At 68.7% G+C, this 17,601-nt stretch carries 18 protein-coding genes and 1 pseudogene; 10 read left to right on the top strand and 9 right to left on the bottom strand.

Translation table 11 applies throughout. The features are described 5' to 3' along the window. Positions 1-7 precede the first annotated feature (7 nt). The 3 genes and pseudogenes from AQJ64_RS37145 to AQJ64_RS37135 form a co-directional block, all read right to left on the bottom strand. A pseudogene (locus AQJ64_RS37145) lies at positions 8-989 on the bottom strand (aldo/keto reductase). A 369-nt stretch (positions 990-1,358) separates the two neighbouring features. Continuing rightward, positions 1,359-1,841: a nitroreductase family deazaflavin-dependent oxidoreductase gene (locus tag AQJ64_RS37140; RefSeq protein WP_055634661.1), complete on the bottom strand. Its 483-nt coding sequence runs from the start codon at positions 1,839-1,841 to the stop codon at positions 1,359-1,361. A 114-nt stretch (positions 1,842-1,955) separates the two neighbouring features. Beyond that, a complete protein-coding gene (locus AQJ64_RS37135; RefSeq protein WP_055634662.1) occupies positions 1,956-2,801 on the bottom strand; it encodes an SDR family oxidoreductase in 846 nt (281 codons plus the stop codon). Positions 2,802-3,047: 246 nt separating this feature from the next. On the opposite strand from AQJ64_RS37135, the gene AQJ64_RS37130 reads away from it, so the two are divergent. Next, the gene (locus tag AQJ64_RS37130; RefSeq protein WP_055634663.1) at positions 3,048-4,007 is read left to right on the top strand and encodes a helix-turn-helix domain-containing protein; all 960 of its coding nucleotides are present in this window, start codon (positions 3,048-3,050) and stop codon (positions 4,005-4,007) included. A 481-nt stretch (positions 4,008-4,488) separates the two neighbouring features. On the opposite strand, the gene AQJ64_RS37125 is transcribed toward AQJ64_RS37130, so the two are convergent. Both AQJ64_RS37125 and AQJ64_RS37120 read right to left on the bottom strand, forming a co-directional pair. Next, complete coding sequence (locus tag AQJ64_RS37125; RefSeq protein ID WP_055634664.1) at positions 4,489-5,607, bottom strand: fatty acid desaturase family protein; 1,119 nt, start codon at positions 5,605-5,607, stop codon at positions 4,489-4,491. A 7-nt stretch (positions 5,608-5,614) separates the two neighbouring features. Beyond that, positions 5,615-6,670, bottom strand: a complete 1,056-nt coding sequence (locus tag AQJ64_RS37120; RefSeq protein WP_055634665.1) for a ferredoxin reductase — start codon at positions 6,668-6,670, stop codon at positions 5,615-5,617. An 87-nt stretch (positions 6,671-6,757) separates the two neighbouring features. Between AQJ64_RS37120 and AQJ64_RS37115 the strand changes: the two genes are divergently transcribed. The 4 genes from AQJ64_RS37115 to AQJ64_RS37100 all read left to right on the top strand — a co-directional run bounded on the left by AQJ64_RS37115 (position 6,758) and on the right by AQJ64_RS37100 (position 11,091). Next, positions 6,758-7,897, top strand: a complete 1,140-nt coding sequence (locus AQJ64_RS37115) for a PucR family transcriptional regulator (protein WP_055634666.1) — start codon at positions 6,758-6,760, stop codon at positions 7,895-7,897. Between the two features lie 567 nt (positions 7,898-8,464). Next, a complete protein-coding gene (locus AQJ64_RS37110; RefSeq protein ID WP_055634667.1) occupies positions 8,465-8,803 on the top strand; it encodes a thioredoxin family protein in 339 nt (112 codons plus the stop codon). 882 nt (positions 8,804-9,685) lie between these two features. Continuing rightward, a complete protein-coding gene (locus AQJ64_RS37105) occupies positions 9,686-10,765 on the top strand; it encodes a tyrosine-type recombinase/integrase (protein WP_055634668.1) in 1,080 nt (359 codons plus the stop codon). Next, positions 10,762-11,091, top strand: coding sequence for a helix-turn-helix domain-containing protein (locus AQJ64_RS37100; protein WP_055634669.1), 330 nt, complete (start codon positions 10,762-10,764; stop codon positions 11,089-11,091). The genes AQJ64_RS37105 and AQJ64_RS37100 overlap by 4 nt, the downstream gene beginning before the upstream one ends. A gap of 388 nt (positions 11,092-11,479) precedes the next feature. Here the strand turns inward: AQJ64_RS37100 and AQJ64_RS49320 are convergent, their stop codons facing one another. Together AQJ64_RS49320 and AQJ64_RS37090 are read right to left on the bottom strand one after the other, a co-directional pair. Beyond that, complete coding sequence (locus AQJ64_RS49320) at positions 11,480-11,932, bottom strand: hypothetical protein (RefSeq protein ID WP_055634670.1); 453 nt, start codon at positions 11,930-11,932, stop codon at positions 11,480-11,482. A gap of 163 nt (positions 11,933-12,095) precedes the next feature. Next, a complete protein-coding gene (locus tag AQJ64_RS37090; RefSeq protein ID WP_206189727.1) occupies positions 12,096-12,617 on the bottom strand; it encodes a winged helix-turn-helix transcriptional regulator in 522 nt (173 codons plus the stop codon). Between the two features lie 99 nt (positions 12,618-12,716). On the opposite strand from AQJ64_RS37090, the gene AQJ64_RS37085 reads away from it, so the two are divergent. The 5 genes from AQJ64_RS37085 to AQJ64_RS37065 all read left to right on the top strand — a co-directional run bounded on the left by AQJ64_RS37085 (position 12,717) and on the right by AQJ64_RS37065 (position 15,922). Continuing rightward, complete coding sequence (locus AQJ64_RS37085; protein WP_055634671.1) at positions 12,717-13,502, top strand: SDR family oxidoreductase; 786 nt, start codon at positions 12,717-12,719, stop codon at positions 13,500-13,502. A 25-nt stretch (positions 13,503-13,527) separates the two neighbouring features. After that, positions 13,528-13,887 (top strand): nuclear transport factor 2 family protein, encoded by a 360-nt coding sequence (locus AQJ64_RS37080; RefSeq protein ID WP_055634672.1) that lies wholly within the window; start codon positions 13,528-13,530, stop codon positions 13,885-13,887. A 212-nt stretch (positions 13,888-14,099) separates the two neighbouring features. After that, a complete protein-coding gene (locus tag AQJ64_RS49315; RefSeq protein ID WP_055638118.1) occupies positions 14,100-14,378 on the top strand; it encodes a hypothetical protein in 279 nt (92 codons plus the stop codon). A 216-nt stretch (positions 14,379-14,594) separates the two neighbouring features. Continuing rightward, complete coding sequence (locus AQJ64_RS37070) at positions 14,595-15,065, top strand: hypothetical protein (RefSeq protein ID WP_055638119.1); 471 nt, start codon at positions 14,595-14,597, stop codon at positions 15,063-15,065. 122 nt (positions 15,066-15,187) lie between these two features. Further along, positions 15,188-15,922 carry a hypothetical protein gene (locus tag AQJ64_RS37065; RefSeq protein ID WP_159060330.1) on the top strand — a complete coding sequence of 245 codons (735 nt, stop codon included), beginning with the start codon at positions 15,188-15,190 and terminating at the stop codon, positions 15,920-15,922. A 178-nt stretch (positions 15,923-16,100) separates the two neighbouring features. On the opposite strand, the gene AQJ64_RS37060 is transcribed toward AQJ64_RS37065, so the two are convergent. Together AQJ64_RS37060 and AQJ64_RS50290 are read right to left on the bottom strand one after the other, a co-directional pair. Beyond that, a complete protein-coding gene (locus AQJ64_RS37060; protein ID WP_055638121.1) occupies positions 16,101-16,415 on the bottom strand; it encodes a transposase in 315 nt (104 codons plus the stop codon). Positions 16,416-16,479: 64 nt separating this feature from the next. Next, positions 16,480-16,926: a hypothetical protein gene (locus AQJ64_RS50290; protein WP_055638122.1), complete on the bottom strand. Its 447-nt coding sequence runs from the start codon at positions 16,924-16,926 to the stop codon at positions 16,480-16,482. Positions 16,927-17,601 lie beyond the last annotated feature (675 nt).

Genomic DNA, 17,601 nt, shown 5'->3' with positions numbered 1-17,601 from the left:
TGTCAGATCACCGGTCGATGGTGGCCATGTTCGCCTCGTCGTGGCGCTCTCCCGCGGCCGGTGTGAGGTTGTTCAGGCGGTCGAGCTGAGCGGCGCTGAGTTCGATGCCGTCGGCGGCGGTGTTCTCCTCGACGCGTGCGACCCGGCGGGTTCCGGGGATGGGGGCGATGTCGTCGCCGCGGGTCAGCAGCCAGGCCAGCGCGGCCTGGGCCGGGGTGGCTCCGATCTCGGCGCCGATGGCCTGTACTTCGTCGACGATGCGCAGGTTGCGCTGGAAGTTCTCGCCGGTGAAGCGCGGGTTGGTCTTGCGCCAGTCGTCGTCGGTGAAGTCGTCGACGGTGCGGATCCGGCCGGTCAGCAGGCCGTGCCCGAGCGGCGAGTAGGGCACGAATCCGATGCCGAGCTCGCGCAGCAGCGGGAGGATCTCGGCCTCGACGTCACGGGTCCACAGCGAGTATTCGGTCTGCAACGCGGACACCGGATGCACGGCGTGCGCCCGGCGGATCGTCTCGGGAGAGGCTTCCGAGAGGCCGATGTGGCGAACCTTGCCTTCGGCGACCAGCTCGGCCAGCGCGCCGACGGTCTCCTCGATGGGCGTGTTCGGGTCGACGCGGTGCTGGTAGTAGAGGTCGATGTGGTCGGTGCCGAGCCGCAGGAGCGAGCCTTCGACCGCGGCCTTCACGTTGCCGGGGCTGCTGTCGATCACGCCGGGGCCGCCACCGGAGTGGGAGACGAGACCGAACTTCGTCGCCACCACGACGTCGTCCCGACGGCCCTTGATCGCCTGGCCGACGATTTCCTCGCTGTGGAAGGGGCCGTAGATCTCGGCGGTGTCGATGTGGGTGACCCCGAGGTCCAGCGCCCGGTGGATGGTGCGGATCGACTCGGCGTCATCGAGCCCCCCCGCCCGTGGTGTACATGCCGGCCATGGTCATGGCTCCCAGTCCGATGCGGGAGACATCGAGCCCGCCCAGTGATACGTGCTTCATCAGGTACTCCTTTTCGTGACGGCCGTCAGGCCGGTCTGATCACAATGGGGTGCGCCACCAGCCGGCGGACCGTGCCTCGGTGGTCGGCGCGCTGCCGGCGCGGGCGCCGTTGCCGGACAGCGGGTCAGCGCCGCAGGTGCACCCGGCGGCCTCCGGCCTCGGCCGGGCATGGTGCTCAGGCGTGGGTGTCGTCGTAGGCCAGGCTGCCGAGGACATCGATGCCGCGGTCGCCGGTGAGGTGCTTCGTCCAGGCGGCCGGGCGGGCCGACCATGGGGGATTCGAGCTGGCCGCTGTCAGGTGGGGTCCGACGCTGGTGTTGCCAGGGCCAGGCTGCGGGGGGATTCCGCGGCTGAACCGGCTGCGCCGGGTCAGTGCTCGTGGGCCGGCGGCTCCAGAACGAGGACCGGGATCTCACGGTCCGTGTTCTTCTGGTACTCGGCGTAGTCGGGGAACGCCTCAACGGCTCGGGCCCACCACAGGGCCTTCTCGTCCCCGGTCACCTCGCGTGCCAGCATGTCCTGGCGCACCGGGCCGTCCTGAAGCTCGACCCGGGGGTCGGCCACCGCGTTGTGGTACCAGACCGGGTGCTTGGGAGCTCCTGCCATGGAGGCGACCACGGCGTAGACGCCGTCGTGCCCCACCCGCATGACCGGGGTCTTGCGGATCTTGCCGCTCTTCGCGCCCAGGGTGGTCAGGATGACGACGGGCAGGTCCCGGAGCCTCTCGTCTTCCTCCCGTGCGACCAGGACACTCAGCGTCGTTCCCTGCGTACCGCCGGAGCTTTCGTACAGCTCCACCTGGTCCCGTACGAACTGCGCCTTGCTCGGCTCGTACTCGCCTTTGAGGGGCATGCTGACTCTCTCCGTGCTCTCCGTGCTGTCCGTGCTCTGCGTGCTGTCCGTGCTGTCGAAGCGCGCACCCGGTGCGGTCCTCCGTCCTGGCCGGGGCGCGGGGCGTGGTGGTGCTCAGGCGTGGACGCCGTCGTAAGCCAGGGCGCCGCCCAGCGCGCGGGATGCCTCGGCCTGGGCGAGGAGCTCCTTCGCCTTGGCCTCGGCAGCCTCGATGGCGTCCGCACCGGCGACGAAACGCAGCAGCGGCTTCTCCTGCTGGGCGATGGTGAGCAGGGCGCGGGCGAGCTTGGCGGGGTCGCCGGGCTGCTTGCCGTTCATGCTCTTCATGTCCTCGATCCGGGGTGCGGTGCGCGGGGCGTAGTCGTCGATGGACAGCTCGGGCCAGGTGGTGGAGCCGTCCACGAGGAGTTCGGTGCGGAAGTAGCCGGGCTCCACGATCGTGGTGTGGATGTTGTACGGCTCGACGTCGTAACGCAGGGACTCCATCCAGCCCTCTTCCGCGAACTTCGAGGCGGCGTAGGCGGAGGTGAACTCCATGCCGACCAGCCCGGCGGTCGAGGTGACGGTGATGACATGGCCGGCGCGCTGCTTGCGCATGATCGGCAGTACGGCGCGGGTGACGTTCATCGGGCCGAAGAGGTTGGTCTCGAACTGCCGGCGCATCTGCACGGGCGAGATCTCCTCGAAGTAGCCGGTGAAGAGGTTCCCGGCGTTGTTGATCAGGACGTCGATGCGGCCGAAGCGGTCGACGGCGGCCTGCACGGCGGCCTCGGCGTCCTCCAGGCTGGTGACATCGAGCCTGGTGACCAGCAGATTGTCCTGCGGACCGCCCAGGGTCTTCTCGACCTCTGCGGGGCGGCGGCCGGTGGCGACGACCTGGTGGCCGGCGGCGAGGGCCTCCCGGGCGATGTCCGTGCCCAGACCGCGTCCGGCACCGGTGACGAGAATGACCTTGCTCATGAGGGGCTTCCTTTCAGGCGCCGTGCTCCGGCACCCGCTGTGTGCGGGGGTGATGCATGCCGCACCGACGGCGCCTCAGAGGGGGCTGGGACCGGCGGCACGAGCACCGTCTGTCTGGACGGTTCACACCGCCGTGGGCGGTGCACCACCAACAAAACCGGCTGTCACGCGAGGGTGGGAGTCCCTGATGAGGGGGTCACTGACAGGGACCCCCAACCCGGCGGATGCGCTCGTAGAGTGAAGCGCATGGCAGGCGGAAAAGACCCCAACGGCACAAAACGCGACATCCGCGACGATTTCCGAGCGGAGATCCGGGAATTCCTCGGCACGCGACGGGCCAGGGTCACCCCCCAGCAGGCCGGACTGCCCGTGTACGGCGGAGAACGTCGGCGGGTCACCGGGCTGCGCCGCGAGGAGGACGCCCTCCTCGCGGGCATCTCCAGCGAGTACTACACCCGGCTGGAGCGCGGCAACGCCACCGGAGTCTCCGAGAGCGTCATCGACGGCATCGCCCAGGCACTTCAGCTCGACGAGGCCGAACGAATCCACCTGCTCGACCTCCTGCGCGGCGCCGGCACGACCCGCCCGCCACGTCGCCGCCCGGCCCAGCAGCGTGTCCGGCCCACGGTGCAGCGCGTCCTCGACTCGATGAGAGGCACACCCGCGTTCATCCTCAGTGGACGCGGGGACATCCTGGCCGCCAACCACCTCGGGCGTGCCCTGTTCGCCCCCGTCTACGCCGACCCGGTACGGCCGCCGAACAACGCCCGGTTCGTCTTCCTCAGCCCGCACGCGACCGAGTTCTTCCGCCACTGGGACGAAGTCGCCAACGACACGGTCGCCATGCTGCGCGCCGAGGCCGGCCGCGATCTCTACGACCGGAGGCTGACGGACCTGATCGGGGAGCTGTCCACCCGCAGCGAGGAATTCCGTCGCCGCTGGGCGGCCCACAACGTCCGGATGCACACCACGGGCGTGAAGCTCCTCCACCACCCGGTCGTCGGCGACCTCGACCTGCCCTTCGAAACCTTCCCACTCCCCGACGGCCCCAGCCAGTTCCTCCTCACCTACACCGCCGAGCCCCACTCACCCTCGCAGGACGCCCTGAACCTGCTGGCCAGCTGGGCCGCGACCGACGACGGCATCGAGCGGTCCGAGTCGGCCAACGACTCCCAGCCCGCCGACTCGGGCGAGACGTCCGACTGACCGACGAGTCCCGCGAGTGCGAGATCCATCCACACGGGCGTGGTCTCCCTGCCGGACCGGTCCTGCCGGCGGAGGGTGCTCTCCTTTCGCCGCATGACCGTCCGACGCGATGCCCGCCATGACTTCGGCTCACCCGCCCGTGCGGGCAGTAGCGCAGGGTCGGCCACCAGGGGGTGAGCATCGGTTCCGGCAGTGTCCACGTCACAGCCCATGCCTTCCACCCAGCCCGCCCGTCGGCAGACCGAGTGCGTGTACGCACCCGGCTACCGGCCCGACCACGGCAGGTCAGCGCACTGCAACACCCCGCCGGGGGCTGTGTGCTGAGCTCCTGGCGCACGTCCAGGCGGCGTAGCCGGGACCGGGCTGCCCGGGTCCCGTGTCGTACGGTCTGATGTCGCGGCCGCCCACCGTCCGCAAACGGATCTCACCGACCCCGGCGGTGCCGCCGGTACGGCCGAAAGATCTGAACCCCTACCGGGAATCAGGCCGCGACGAGCTCCTGCTCGCGGTCGGGCGTCTTGACCTTGGGCTTCTTGTTCGGCAGCGAGAGCCGGAAGACCTTGCGCCACGCGGAGAACACCTGCTTGGGCAGCGGCCCGGTGACGTACTCCAGCTCGTACTTCTCGAACAGCGCGCGCACCTTCACCGCGACCTCGGCGTACCGGTTGCTCGGCAGGTCCGGGAACAGGTGGTGCTCGATCTGGTGCGACAGGTTGCCGGTCATGAAGTGCATGGCCCTGCTGCCGCTGATGTTCGCCGAGCCCATCATCTGGCGCAGGTACCACTGGCCGCGCGTCTCGCCCTTGATCGACCGGCGCTCGAAGACCTGCACGCCCTCGGGGAAGTGCCCGCACATGATCACCGAGTGGGACCAGATGTTGCGGACCAGGTTCGCGGTGAACGTGGCGGCGAGCGTGGTGAGGAACGACGGGCCCGACAGCAGCGGGTGGATCACGTAGTCCTTGAGCACCTGCTTGCGGATCTTGCGGCCCACGGCCTTGGCCCGCGCGCGGAACTCCGGGTTCTTGCGGCGGCGCTTCTGCAGGTTCCTGCCGAGCTCCAGGTCGTACGCTGCGATGCCGTACTCGAAGAAGCAGGCGTTGATGAAGTTCCACAGTGGCTGGCCGAGGTGGAACGGGTGCCACTTCTGGTCCTCGTCGACGCGCATGATGCCGTAGCCGAGGTCGTTGTCCTTGCCGATCACGTTGGTGTACGTGTGGTGCAGCTCGTTGTGCGAGTGCTTCCACTGTTCGGCCGGCGAGGCGTGATCCCACTCCCAGGTGGTGGAGTGGATCTTCGGGTCTCGCATCCAGTCCCACTGGCCGTGCAGGACGTTGTGGCCGATCTCCATGTTGTCCATGATCTTCGCCACGGACAGACCGGCGGTGCCGAGCAGCCACGCGGGCGGGAAGATCGAGAACAGCAGCACGCCCCTGCTGACCAGCTCGAGCTTGCGCTGCGCCGAGATGACCTTGCGGATGTACGCGGCGTCTTTCTCGCCTCGGCTGGCGATCACCTCGTCGCGGATCGCGTCCAGCTCGCGGCCGAGCTCCTCGATCTGCTCCGCGGTCAGGTGGGCGGTGGGGTCGGTGGCGGTCAAGGTGCTCCTACCGTTCGATGTCGCAGGCGCCCGCCGCGGCGGACACGCAGGTCTGGATGAGGACGCCCGGCTCGGCCTCGGTGATCTCGCCGGTGCGCAGGTCGCGGACGGCGCCCGCCTTGAGCGGCGTGATGCAGCCGAAGCAGATGCCCATGCGGCATCCGGAGGGCATGAGCACGCCGGCCTCCTCGCCGACGTCCAGCAACGGCGTGGCGCCGTCCGCGTCGACGGTCCTGCCGGTGGCGCTGAACGTGACCTCACCGCCGTCGCCGGCGACCACGATGCTGGGCCGGAAGCGTTCGGTGTGGAGGCGCTCTTGCACGCCGTGCTTGCTCCAGTGCTCCTCGGCGGCGTCGAGCAGGCCCGCGGGCCCGCAAGCCCAGGTCTCGCGCTCGGCCCAGTCGGGCACGAGTTCGTCGAGACGGGCGATGTCGAGCATGCCGTCTGTGTCGGTGTGCACCTCGGTGAGCCGCAGCTTCTTGTCCGCGACCAGGTCGTGCAGTTCGCTGCGGAAGATCACGTCTTGCGGCTGTGGCGCGCAGTGGACCATGACGACGTCGTCGAACTCGGTGTCGCGCAGCATGCCCATCACGGGCGTGATGCCGCTGCCGGCCGTCAGATAGAGCACCTTGGCGGGCTTGGCCTGCGGCAGCACGAAGTCACCGGTCGCCTGGTCGAGCTGGATCAGCGTGCCCGGTTTTGCCCTGCGGACCAGGTGGTTGCTGACCTTGCCGTCCGGGATCGCCTTCACGGTGATCGTGACGCGGCCGTCCTGGCGGTCTGTCGGCGAGGTGATGGAGTAGGCACGCCACAGGCGCACCCCGTCGACGTCGACCCCGATCCGCACGTACTGACCGGCGGTGTGACCGCGCCAGCCCCGTCCCGGCCTGATCACGATGGTCGCGGCGTCACCCGTCTCGGGGTGCACGGCCTCGATGCGCCCACGCAGGTCAGCGCCCGCACGCAGCGGGCTGACCAGGTCGAGGTAGTCCGACGGCAGTAGCGGCGTCGTGACCATCTCCAGCAGTTTCCACGCCCTGCTGCGGAGGGCTGTACTCGTCATGACTCCAGCTTGCTGCGCCGCAGGGCGTAAAGTCCTGACCGCAGGACGTGAATCTGGTCGGCTGAACTGTTCGCAGGGAACAAAAACGTGAGCCATGCAATCCGGAGGGCCAACGAACTGGCCCTGGATGAGACGACGGTCACCGCACTTCGGGCCGCACTGAAGAGCACCGCCGACGAGGTCGTCCAGGCGATCATCGACGAGGTCCCTCCCTACGCCAACGCCCTCTCGGGCCACATGGGCGCCACCATCCGCCGAGCCGTCCGCACCGCCCTGGGGCACTACCTGGACCGCGCCAGCGGAAACGCCACAGGCGGCGACGCCGGCGACGCAGCCTACGAGCTCGGCCGCGGCGAGGTCCGCGACGGCCGATCGATGGACGCCCTGCTCAGCGCCTACCGCGTCGGCGCCCGCGTGGCCTGGCGATGCCTGGCAGCGGGTGCCGTACCCGCAGGTCTGCCCGCCGCCGAGGTCGCCAAGTTCGCCGAGCTGACCTTCGCCTACATCGACGAGCTCTCCGCCGCGAGCGCCGCGGGCCACGCCGACGAACTGGCCGCCCGGGGCAGGGCCCACGAGCGCCACCTGGAACACCTGGCCCGCGACCTCCTCGCCGGCGCGAGCCCGGACATGCTGCTGGCCTCTGCTCAACGGGCCGGGTGGCAGCCTCCGGTTTCGCTGACCGCGGTCCTGCTGCCCGCCGCCCAGGCACCCCCTGCCTACCGTGCGCTCGACCCGAGCACCCTCGTCCTCGACGATCTGCCGGACGCCACCGGTGTGCTGCTCGTCCCCGATGCCGACCGGTCACATCTCCTGCGGCAGCTGACCGACCGCACCGCCGTGGTCGGCCCGGCCCGGCCATGGACTCGTGCGTCCGCCTCGTACGCACGAGCCGTACGTGCGCGCTCCCTCTCCTCTGATATTCGCGACACCGAGGACCACCTGCCCGAGCTGGTGCTGAGCGCCGACGCGGACGCGTTCGCAGACCTGCGTGCCCGAGCCCTCGCACCGTTGCGGACCTTGCCTGTCGCGACCGCACGGCGGCTGGAGGAGACGTTGCGGGCGTGGCTGCTGCACCAGGGCAGGCGGGACGAGGTGGCGGCGGCGTTGTTCGTCCATCCCCAGACGGTCCGGTACCGGATGTCGCAGCTGCGGGAGCTGTTTCCGGATCTCGCATCGCCACACCGGGTCCTTGAACTGACCCTGGCGGTTGGTCTTCGGGGCAGCTGACGTGTACGTCGACCGTCCACGACCGCGTCCGTGGGCGGTTCAGGAACCGTGCCTCGTTCTCGGTGCCATCAGCTGGCTCATGCCCCGGGGAAGAGCGGTACTGGCCGGCTGAGAAGCTGAGACCGGGGGTTGATGTGAAGACCGGACAGGGCCTTGGGAAGCCCGTCGGGGGCGCTGTCTCTGAGAAGCGGGGTGGCGGATACGGCTCGACCGGATCCGGTGGAAGATGCGCACCGGTCCGCTCGTCGACGCGCTCATCGAACATCTGGTCGGTGATCTGGGCGGCTATGCTCTGGAAACGGCTTTCGTGTCGTCGTGGAGGGCGCTGTTCTGGCACGAGCTGACCCACGGGCGCGCGGCGGGCTGCAGCTGGGTGACCGGCGGGGCGCGGCCAGGCCGGTTCACAGGGGCGGGGGGCCGGGCCGCTCGCGCCGGGGACCACCGTGGTTCTGCGACGGCCCCGTGCCTCCCTTCCGACAGGTCACCGGACATCCGACCGGGCATCCCTGGCGCACCGCGCGAGGGATGATGGGGATGGAATGACGGAACGTGAGGTCAGGAGCTTCCATGACGAAGCGGGTTCACCGACCCCGTGAGGACGCGGAGTTCGATTTCATCCTCGGGAGGAGCGGAGTTCCGGTCCTCGCATACTTCACCGGGACATGGCCCAAGGCAGTCGAGGCCTGCCGGGTGATGGACCTCGTCGTGGGTGGCATCGCCGACGACTACACGGGCCGCCTGACGGCCGTCCGCGCCGACATCACGCGTTGTCCGGCCGCCACCGAGCGATACGGGATCACCGGAGCCCCGTCCTACGTCCTGCTGAAGGAGGGAGAGGCGGTGGCGCACGGCACGGGGCCCATGACCATCGCCGAGGTACGGAAGTTCCTGGACGGCCACCTCTGAGCGTCCGCTGCGGCACGCGGCCGCGGCGCCCGTCACGTCTCGTCCAGGGGAGCTGCGCCGCCTGAGACACCTTGGGGGCTGAGACGCCCCCACAGGTCACATGACGCCGTTCAGCGCGGTCGCGTCCGGCAACTGCACGGCCCCGGCCGGCGTGGCGAACACGACACCCCACTGGACCACCCCGATGGAGGGGTCCGCGCCGCCGACCAGCCGTGCTCGATCATGTGCCGGTAGGGGGCGACGCGGGGCTTGCTGGGCTGGGCGGAGCTCGGCCACTGGTGCACGACTCCTGACGCGATACCGGCCAGGGACCGGTTCCCCGGAGCCGTGCAGTTCGCGACGACCAGGGTGAGGCAGCCCGGACCGCCCTTCCCGTACTGCCGCAGCACGACGAGTTCGGGCTCGTGCTGGAGGCCGGCGGACGTGTAGGGCTGACCAGTCATGGAGGCACGGGCGCGCGCCGCGGACTTCCGAGCGTGGTTCTTCGTCATCGGTGCGTCCGTCACAGCCCGCGGCCCATGACCCGCCGGCCGGACAGCACGGACAGGACGGAACACGCGCTGATGCGGAGCACCTTCGGCCTTGCGTACGTCGCGTCATGGGACAGGACGGAGGCCTTCGGCCGGACGGGGGCGCCCGACCATAGCCCCGAGCTCTTCAGGCGGCCAAGTACGCACCACCCGCCCGGGTGAACGCCCACCGAGATGAGTGTGCGACATCCCGCGAGTTCACCTGAGCCCCGCTGAGTCCCTGTGCCCGTGGCCAGCGGGTTGTTCCTCCTTCGGGGTGCTCCGCGGACTTGTGACGTAACTTCGGGATTCTTGAAGCGTTCTCACCTCGTCCGACCGATCCACAGTCGGGCCGAAGGTGAGGGGGCTCGGGTTGGCGGCGCTGGCAGTCGTACGGGGCCTGCGCGAGCACTGGGCGTCCGCGTCGGCGGAGGAACTGGAGCAGTTCGAGACCGACGCGCTATACGGGTTCGTCCTCGCACGCGCCTCGGCAGGACTGGCTGACGGCACGATCCTTGGGGATGTCGGGCATCTGGACCAGATCAGGTCCTGGTTCGGGCGACCGCTGTGGGACATGGAGCCGGCCGACGCCGACGCGTACTTCGGGAAGGTGCTGCGTGGCTCGCCGAGCGGCACCCGGCTGGCCCGATCACAGGCGCTGACCACGTACTTCATGTTCCTGGAGCTGCGGCACAAGGTCGAGCTGCACAGGATGACCGGCCGGGTCATCGAGTGCCCGATCGACGAGATGAACCGGCCGCGCGGCACGAAGGACGCCCAGCTGCGGATCCCGCCGAGTGAGCCAGAGGTCGGAACGCTCTTCGCCGGCTGGGGTGGTGAGCTGGCCATGTGCCGAAAGTTCGCTCCTGCCGCGCGGAACTACACCGCCTCGAAGCTGCTGTCCCAGGTCGGCCTGCGGGTGAGCGAGGCATGCGGGCTCGACCTGGACGACATCAAGTGGGACCTGGGCCGATTCGGCAAGCTCCACGTCCGCCACGGCAAGGGCGCCCGCGGATCGGGCCCGCGTGAGCGGATGGTGCCGCTGATCAACGGCGCCGACCGGACCCTTCGGCGGTTCATCGAGGACGTCTGGGGCCAGTTTGACGACGACCACACCCGCCCGGGCGCCCCGCTGTTTCCCTCCGAGCGGAAGAACGCCGACGGCTCCTCGCGTCGGGCTGGCGACGACGCCCTGCGAGGTGGACTCAAGGACGCGGCCAAAGCGCACCTGCCCGCTTGGGGCGAGAAGTTGACCCCACATGTCCTGCGGCATTTCTGCGCGTCCCAACTCTACGGAAACGGGCTGGACTTGCTTGCGATCCAGGAGGTTTTGGGACATTCATGGATCGCCACGACGATGCGATACATCCGCGTTCAGCAGACCCGGGTCGAGGACGCCTGGGTCGCCGGGATGGAACGGGCTGCGTGGCGGCTGGAAGGACTGATCCGATGAGGTGGAACCTGCGGCTGACCGCCGCGAACAAAGGGGTCTGGAAGGCTTCTGAGCTCCAGCGGAGCCTGGCCGAGCACGGGTTGGTGATCTCGGCGGGGAAAATGTCCGGTCTGTGGTCCGGGCGGCCCGTCTCGCTCAAGTTGGAGGACCTGGACGTCATCTGTGTCGTCCTCGGCTGTGAGATCGGCGACCTGCTGATCCCCGAGCCGGAGAAGGTCAGCCGCCCGGGGCAGGCGGAGACGGAACGAGCGGCGGTCCGTGCAGGGACCGCCGCACCGGCGGTGATCCCCAAGCGCCGGGACGGCCGGTCGCTGCCACCGCAGTGAACTGGTGGCACGCTTCCCGAAGGGCTACGTCAAGCCCACCAGCTCCTGCCCAGGTTGCCTGGCCTGGGGCGACTTCCGCGGTCGGCTCTGTCACACCAGCTACATGTTCGGCCGCAGCCACGAAACGGCCGTCTGCATCGGCTGCCGGCGAGTCCAGCCGCTGAAGTGCGAGTACTGCCGTCTGTGCTGGTGCCAGGCCCGGCTCGACGCCAGGACCGCCACCGGCATGCCGACCGTCAGCGGCGAGGTGATGACCCCGTGGCTCCAGGCCGTCCGCCATCACCAGCTCTTCTTCGTGGGACTGCGTTACCGCAGAGGATCGGCTCTCACCGCCCTGCACCACGTCAAGGCGCGAGAAGCATCCCGCAGGCCGCCGCCCGTGTCGCGCTCACGGCCGAGAACCGGTTGGAGGCAACTGCCGCTGTTCGAGCAGGTTCCGCGTGACTACGGTCGGCTCGACCCGGCCGCCGCCGACCTGGCCAGCCCCTGGCTGGCCTGGGCGAAGCACCTCGCCCACCAACTCGCCGAAGCCCGGGGCTGGGGACGCGGCATCCGCTTCGCTGTCAACCGCGGCCTGGCCATCGTGCTCACCGGATACACCGAGGGCGACGTCATCCGCCACAGCGAGATATTCAGCCCGCTCCGTGCCCTCGACCTGCGGGTTGGCCACGTCATCACGGTCCTTGAGGAGATGGGAATCTTCCTGGACGACGAGGAACCCTTCTTCGAGCGATGGCTCGCTGAGCGTCGGGAAGGCATCGCCCCCGGCATCGCTGCGGAAGCCGAACGCTGGACCCGAGTTCTGCGCGACGGCGGCCCCCGCAGCCTGCCCCGCCAGCAAGCGACGGTCCGGCTCTGCCCCACCGGGCACGCCCAGCGCTGTTGGCGTGGTCGAACCGCTACGACCACCTGCTCAGGCCGACGACAAGCCGGTGCCGCGAGGCTGGTCAGGTGCAGCCCGTGCTCGCGGCCCTGCTTCAAGGCTGTACGAGAATCTTCCGGGCCTACTTCGCCTCTTCCGCGGGAATGGCCGGCCGTGCCGCGTAGCGGCTGCGCATCGCGTCGCTGGCTGCGGGGCCCGCGGTGAAGACGTAGGCGGCGCTGTCGTCGAGTCGGCGGCCGGTTTTGGCGTCGACGACGACCGGCTCGACTTCCTCGCCGCTGTGCGCGTCGACGAGGATCATGCTGCGCTCCGTCGGCGTGAGGCGGGCGTTGCCCCACGCGGCCAGGGCGACGATCACCGGGCGCAGGGAGCGCCCGAGTTCGGTCAGGACGTACTCGTGCCGGACAGGGCTGGTCTGGTAGGGCCGACGCTCCAGCAGACCGTCCGCGAGCAGGGTCTTCAGCCGGGTGGTGAGCATGCTGGAGGAGATGCCCAGGCTCTCCTGGAACTGGTCGAAGCGGGTGTAGCCGTCGAAGGCGTCGTGGAGGATCAGCAGTGTCCACCACTCGCCGACGTGTCCCACCGTCGTGGACAGCGGGCACTCCCGGTCCTCCAGCCTGATCCGGCTTGCCACGGCGACCATCCCCTCAGTTACTGCTAAAGTCGAAGTTAGTAGCTTCTATTTTAGCATTCGAGACGGGAGCGGCGCCTCGTATACCCGCGCCCGGGAACGGAGCACAACGTGACCACATCCATCAGCGAATCCCTCGAAGGCCGACGCGCTCTGGTCACCGGCGGCACCAAGGGCACCGGAGCCGCCATCGCCCGGCGCCTGGCCCAGGCCGGCGCGACCGTGCTGGTCACCGCCCGCAGCCGCCCCGACGACGTCGAGGAGAAGACCTTCATCGCCGCCGACCTGTCCAGCGCCGGAGGCGCCGCCCACGTCGCCTCCGAGGTGGACGCCCGCGTGGGAGGCGTCGACATCCTGGTCAACACCCTCGGCGGCTCCGAGGCACCGGCAGGAGGATTCGCCGCGCTCGGCGAGGACGACTGGGCAAAGGAGCTGAACACGAACCTGCTGGCCGCCGTCCGCCTGGACCGCGCACTCCTACCGCACATGCTCGCCAAAGGCAGGGGCGCGATCGTGCACGTCACCTCGATCCAGCGCCGCATGCCGCTGTGGAACGGCACCCTGGCCTACGCCGCCGCCAAAGCCGCCCTGACGACCTACAGCAAAGGACTGGCCAACGAGGTGGCCCCCCACGGCGTCCGCGTCAACACCGTCTCACCTGGCTTCGTCCAGACCTCGGCCGCCGACAACCTCGTCGCCCGGATCGCCCACGATGCCGGCATCACCCAGGAAGCGGCGCTGGGCCGACTCATGGACTCCCTGGGAGGCATCCCGCTCGGCCGTCCCAACCAGCCCGAGGAAGTTGCCGAGCTCGTCGCCTTCCTCGTTTGCGACCGCGCCTCGGCCATCGTCGGCGCCGAACACGTCATCGACGGCGGCACGACCCCCACCGTCTGAAATCGCCACCACCATCAGGAGCGTCATGCACGACAACCAGCCCCGGACCATCACCCCGGACGACCTGCCCGAGGTGATCACCCGCTACCTCACAGCGCACCGCGCCCACGACACCGCCACCGCGGTCACGACGTTCACCGACGACGCCACAGTGATCGACGACGGCAACACCTACCAGGGCAGCGCCGCGATTGAGCGGTGGCTGGACCGATCCGCCACCGAATTCACCTACACCATCCACCTCACGAACGCTCAGGAGACCGACACGGCCCACTACATCGCCACACACCACCTCGAAGGCAACTTCCCCGGCGGCACCATCGATCTCCGTTATCGGTTCACGCTGCGCGACGACCTCATCGAACACCTCGCCATCGAACCCTGAGCTCGCTCCCACACCACCTGTTCCCGCCCACGAGAGAGACCCCACCCACCCCAGGCCGCCCCGTCCCAGCCCTCGTGCCGACCCAGCCACCCGACCAAGAGCCAGCCCTCAAGTTCGGCATCCACCCGCAGGTCAGCACTTGCACGCCTGAGGAATCAAGGCGAGCAACTCCGGGGCCACCCTCAGCACAGGGTGAGGAGATTCCATGGATCATGCGGCCCCGCGACACCCTCACAGAGAGCCAGGACAAACGACTGCTGGAGGTCCGGCTCGCCTGCCCGGACATCACCGGGGCCTGCGACCTCGCCCGCACCTTCGCCGAACTCGTCCGTCACCGGCGCGGATACCTGCTGCTGGAGTGGATCCGCCAGGCCGAACAGGACGCCCCCAAGCCGATGCAGGGCTTCGCGAGCTTCCTCCGCCAGGACCTCGATGCCGTCACCGCCGGCCTCACCCTTCGTGGAGTTCAGGCGTCGTCGAGGGTCACGTGAACCGGGTGAAAACGCTCAAGAGAGCCATGTATGGCCGAGCGTCCTTCGAACTCCTCCGCACCCGCATCCTCCCCCTGCCATGAAAGCCGAGTAGGTCCGGAGAAGGATCGACGGTCATCCGGCACGTCGCCTACAGTCAGGCTGTTTACGAATGATCAATCTCAACTGCATCCCACCTCTACGCGGCCGACGACACCGACAAGGGGAACTCCGCTGGTGAGCACCGATCCGGAGCGCACGCTGCACCATGCTGTGGACGTCACGGCGGACGACGCCTGGGCGATCATAGATTTTCTGTTGCCGCGTCTGGAGTCACTGGAACGCGTCCACGATGACGGCACGGAGGAGCACCGCACGGCCGCAGCCCTCGCTGAAGCTGTGTCCGCCCTCGTGCTGGCGATCGAGTCAGAAATCCGAGGCCCCCACAGAGGGCGTCTCCGCAACCGCCCGGCCCGACCGCCCGCTCCGAGCCCTTCGCCGACCGAGGACGAGCGGATCGCTGAGAAGAAGCGGCGGCTCACCATGATCGCGGAGTACTGGAACCAACTCTGCGGCATCGTGCGCCCCTGGCGTGAGAGCGAGGGTTACGACCGGGCCCGCTGGTACCCGGTGACCTTCCTGGACACGGCTGCTGAGGTGGAGTACCACCGGCGCGTCGCCGAAGCCGGCCTCCGGAACGTCGAATAGACGTGAACTCCGTCACGGAACTGCGGACAGAGCCAGATTGGTTCTGGCCGCGATTCCGTGAAGGATCTTGGAGTCTCTCGGCCAGGTGCGGCCCGTCCGGAGTTGCCTGGTTGGATGGACGCATGACGGATTGGTCGACACTCACCGACGCGTGCGGTTCAGCAGGGCACGTGCCTGCTCTCTTGAACCGGTTCGAGGCCGATCCCAGCGGTGTGTGGTCCGAGCTGATGGACCACTTGTGTCCGCAGCTGGACACCGCCTTCACCGCTAGCTTCGCAGCACTTCCGCGCTTGGCCGAGATCGCGACCGCGGCCAGCCCGGAGACCCTGGGCGAGGTACTCTCGGCGGCGGGAGCCATCGCTTCCTGTTCGCCCGGGTTGTCCGAGCCCGACAGCCCTCTGACGGTCTTCTCGGCTCCGATTGAGGTTCTGCATGACCTCACCGACAGACGCCTGAGTCAGACCGCCGAGGCCGAGGAATACGTCAACCTGCTGCAGGCCCTGCTCTCCTTCGAGGGCGTCGAGATCTGGGACCGCTCCTTGGACGGCCTGCATACTGGGGAGTATGAGGTCGACTGCCCCTATTGCGGCGTCAACGTGTTCGTCGTAATCGGACAGGACGACCGCTTCTGCTGCACCGACGACTACGCGCTGCAAGCAGTGCAGAAGTCACCCCTCCAGCCAGCGCGAAGGCAGCAGCTGGAAGGGCTGCCGCGCAGGTTGTTCGCCCGGGCCTTGGCGGACGGTCAGGAGGGCCTGGCTCATGGCGTCCGTTACCTGTTCGGGCGGGCCGCCTGCCCGAACTGCGGGACCGACTTCTCGGTGGCCGAGCGGGTGATGGCCGGCTGGATTCCCTGACCGGCCCGAGGCCATGCGCGAGCGAGGATTCGGGTCCGTAGCGGTCGGAAACCGGCTCCCTGGAGCAGGTGCAGCGATCCGCGATCTCCATGGCGTCCGGCGCGGCTTCCTTGATCGCCTTCGTGTAGGCGCTGGCACGGTCCCGGCAGATGATCTTCGCGCCGGGGTGGGCCGTCAGTCAGGCGGCGAAGGTCTCCGAGGTGCGGTCGGGCAGGACGTCGACCACCCGCCCGGCCTCGACGTCGACCAGGATGGTGCCGTACCGGGACCCGCGGCGGAAGGCGAACTCGTCCACCCCAAGGACCCGCGGTGCCCGCTCCGGTGCAAGTGGCTCCACCAGCAGCCCCACCAGCAGCCCCACCAGGCAGGTCCGGCCCGCTGGCAGGTTCAGGTTGCGGCACAGCCGCTCGCCGGCCCGGCCGCCCAGCTCGACGGCCACCGTCGTCAGCCACTCCTTCAGCCCGAGACGGAAGCGTCGGTAGCTTTCCGTCAATTGGTCGACCTGCTCGACGAACGTTTTACGGGCGCACGAATTATCCCCGGGGCTGTCTCACCGCTCAGGCACCGGAAGCCGTGGAGTCATTGGATACGAATCCGACTTTCCGGCAGATCTTCGCGATCCGCCTGTCCCGCCGGACGGGATCGGATGGTAGTTCCCTGTACCTCCCGCGCGAACTCCACGAACTCCAGGTGTTGAAGAAGTACCGCTCGGCATACGTGCTGGACGAGAGTTCTGCGTCGATGCGGTGAATCAAGCGAATGGTGACAGCGGCGAGGTCACTCGCCTGCTCCATGCTGTAGGAGATCCGCTGCCCTTCGGTTATCTGCGTCACGGTGGGGTTCCTGCGTCCACCGACATCGGCCCGAGTGAGCCCGGAAGCGTTGGGCCAGGCGGTTTCCGCGCGCTTGCTGGCCCTGCCGCCGGAGTGCATGAACAAGTTCCTGATCTCTTTGTGGGCGTGGGCGTGGGCGAGAGGCCGAGGATAGCCCCGCATCCTGAGCATGAGGTCACCTTTCGACAGGGGATTGGGAGGAGCACGCACGAGAATGGCAAAGGTGCATTTTTTTCGGGACAGCAGGCGCCGTGTGCGGACCCGCACGCTGTGTCGGCGAGGTCGTGGGGGGTGCAGAATCCTTACCTCATGGACCATCTGGATGAGTCGGTTTTCCCACCCGTCCGGTCCGGGGCACTGGTATGGGCAGGCATTTCAGCAATCCACTCGGAGGTGGAAATGAGACGATCCGTATGTGGCTTGGCAATGGTGGCTACGCTCGTGGTCGGGGCCGGGCTCGGCTTGGCGCAGGGCGGTGCCGACGCTGCGGCCCGGGCCCCGTTCCTCCGTCAGTCTGTGGACCGCAGCCTCAGCCCCGGGGAACTCGCCCGGATGGAGGCGCCGTGCCCCTTCGGCACTGTGCCGACCGGTGGCGGATTCAACACTGCCGAAGACGGCGGAGTCGTTGCGCAGTCGTCCTTCCCCGAGGCGGACCGTTGGGTGGTGGTGGTCAGGAATACCACCAACGTGTCCAAGGCAGCGATCGCGACTGCTATCTGCTCAACCGAATAACCGACCTCAGCGCGCACGCAGACGTGCGGCACTCCCACGCAGGGTGCCGCACTCCTTCACGCAGTCTCCGAGGCGGAGTGCCTTTCACCGGTCGACCGGCAGCTGCACGAGACC

Origin of the sequence: Streptomyces griseoruber, from assembly GCF_001514205.1 — a bacterium.
In the GTDB taxonomy this organism is placed as follows: domain Bacteria; phylum Actinomycetota; class Actinomycetes; order Streptomycetales; family Streptomycetaceae; genus Streptomyces; species Streptomyces griseoruber.
The sequence above is the reverse complement of the archived record's forward strand: the minus strand, read 5'-3'. Positions and strand labels throughout refer to the sequence as shown.

What these genes read in the sequence shown, in the direction of transcription:
- AQJ64_RS37140 (WP_055634661.1), bottom strand. Translation starts at nt 1,841, where the DNA reads ATGCCCCTCAAAGGCGAGTACGAGCCGAGCAAGGCGCAGTTCGTACGG.
- AQJ64_RS37135 (WP_055634662.1), bottom strand. Translation starts at nt 2,801, where the DNA reads ATGAGCAAGGTCATTCTCGTCACCGGTGCCGGACGCGGTCTGGGCACG.
- AQJ64_RS37130 (WP_055634663.1), top strand. Translation starts at nt 3,048, where the DNA reads ATGGCAGGCGGAAAAGACCCCAACGGCACAAAACGCGACATCCGCGAC.
- AQJ64_RS37120 (WP_055634665.1), bottom strand. Translation starts at nt 6,670, where the DNA reads ATGACGAGTACAGCCCTCCGCAGCAGGGCGTGGAAACTGCTGGAGATG.
- AQJ64_RS37110 (WP_055634667.1), top strand. Translation starts at nt 8,465, where the DNA reads ATGACGAAGCGGGTTCACCGACCCCGTGAGGACGCGGAGTTCGATTTC.
- AQJ64_RS37100 (WP_055634669.1), top strand. Translation starts at nt 10,762, where the DNA reads ATGAGGTGGAACCTGCGGCTGACCGCCGCGAACAAAGGGGTCTGGAAG.
- AQJ64_RS37090 (WP_206189727.1), bottom strand. Translation starts at nt 12,617, where the DNA reads ATGGTCGCCGTGGCAAGCCGGATCAGGCTGGAGGACCGGGAGTGCCCG.
- AQJ64_RS37080 (WP_055634672.1), top strand. Translation starts at nt 13,528, where the DNA reads ATGCACGACAACCAGCCCCGGACCATCACCCCGGACGACCTGCCCGAG.
- AQJ64_RS49315 (WP_055638118.1), top strand. Translation starts at nt 14,100, where the DNA reads ATGCGGCCCCGCGACACCCTCACAGAGAGCCAGGACAAACGACTGCTG.
- AQJ64_RS37065 (WP_159060330.1), top strand. Translation starts at nt 15,188, where the DNA reads ATGACGGATTGGTCGACACTCACCGACGCGTGCGGTTCAGCAGGGCAC.
- AQJ64_RS50290 (WP_055638122.1), bottom strand. Translation starts at nt 16,926, where the DNA reads ATGCTCAGGATGCGGGGCTATCCTCGGCCTCTCGCCCACGCCCACGCC.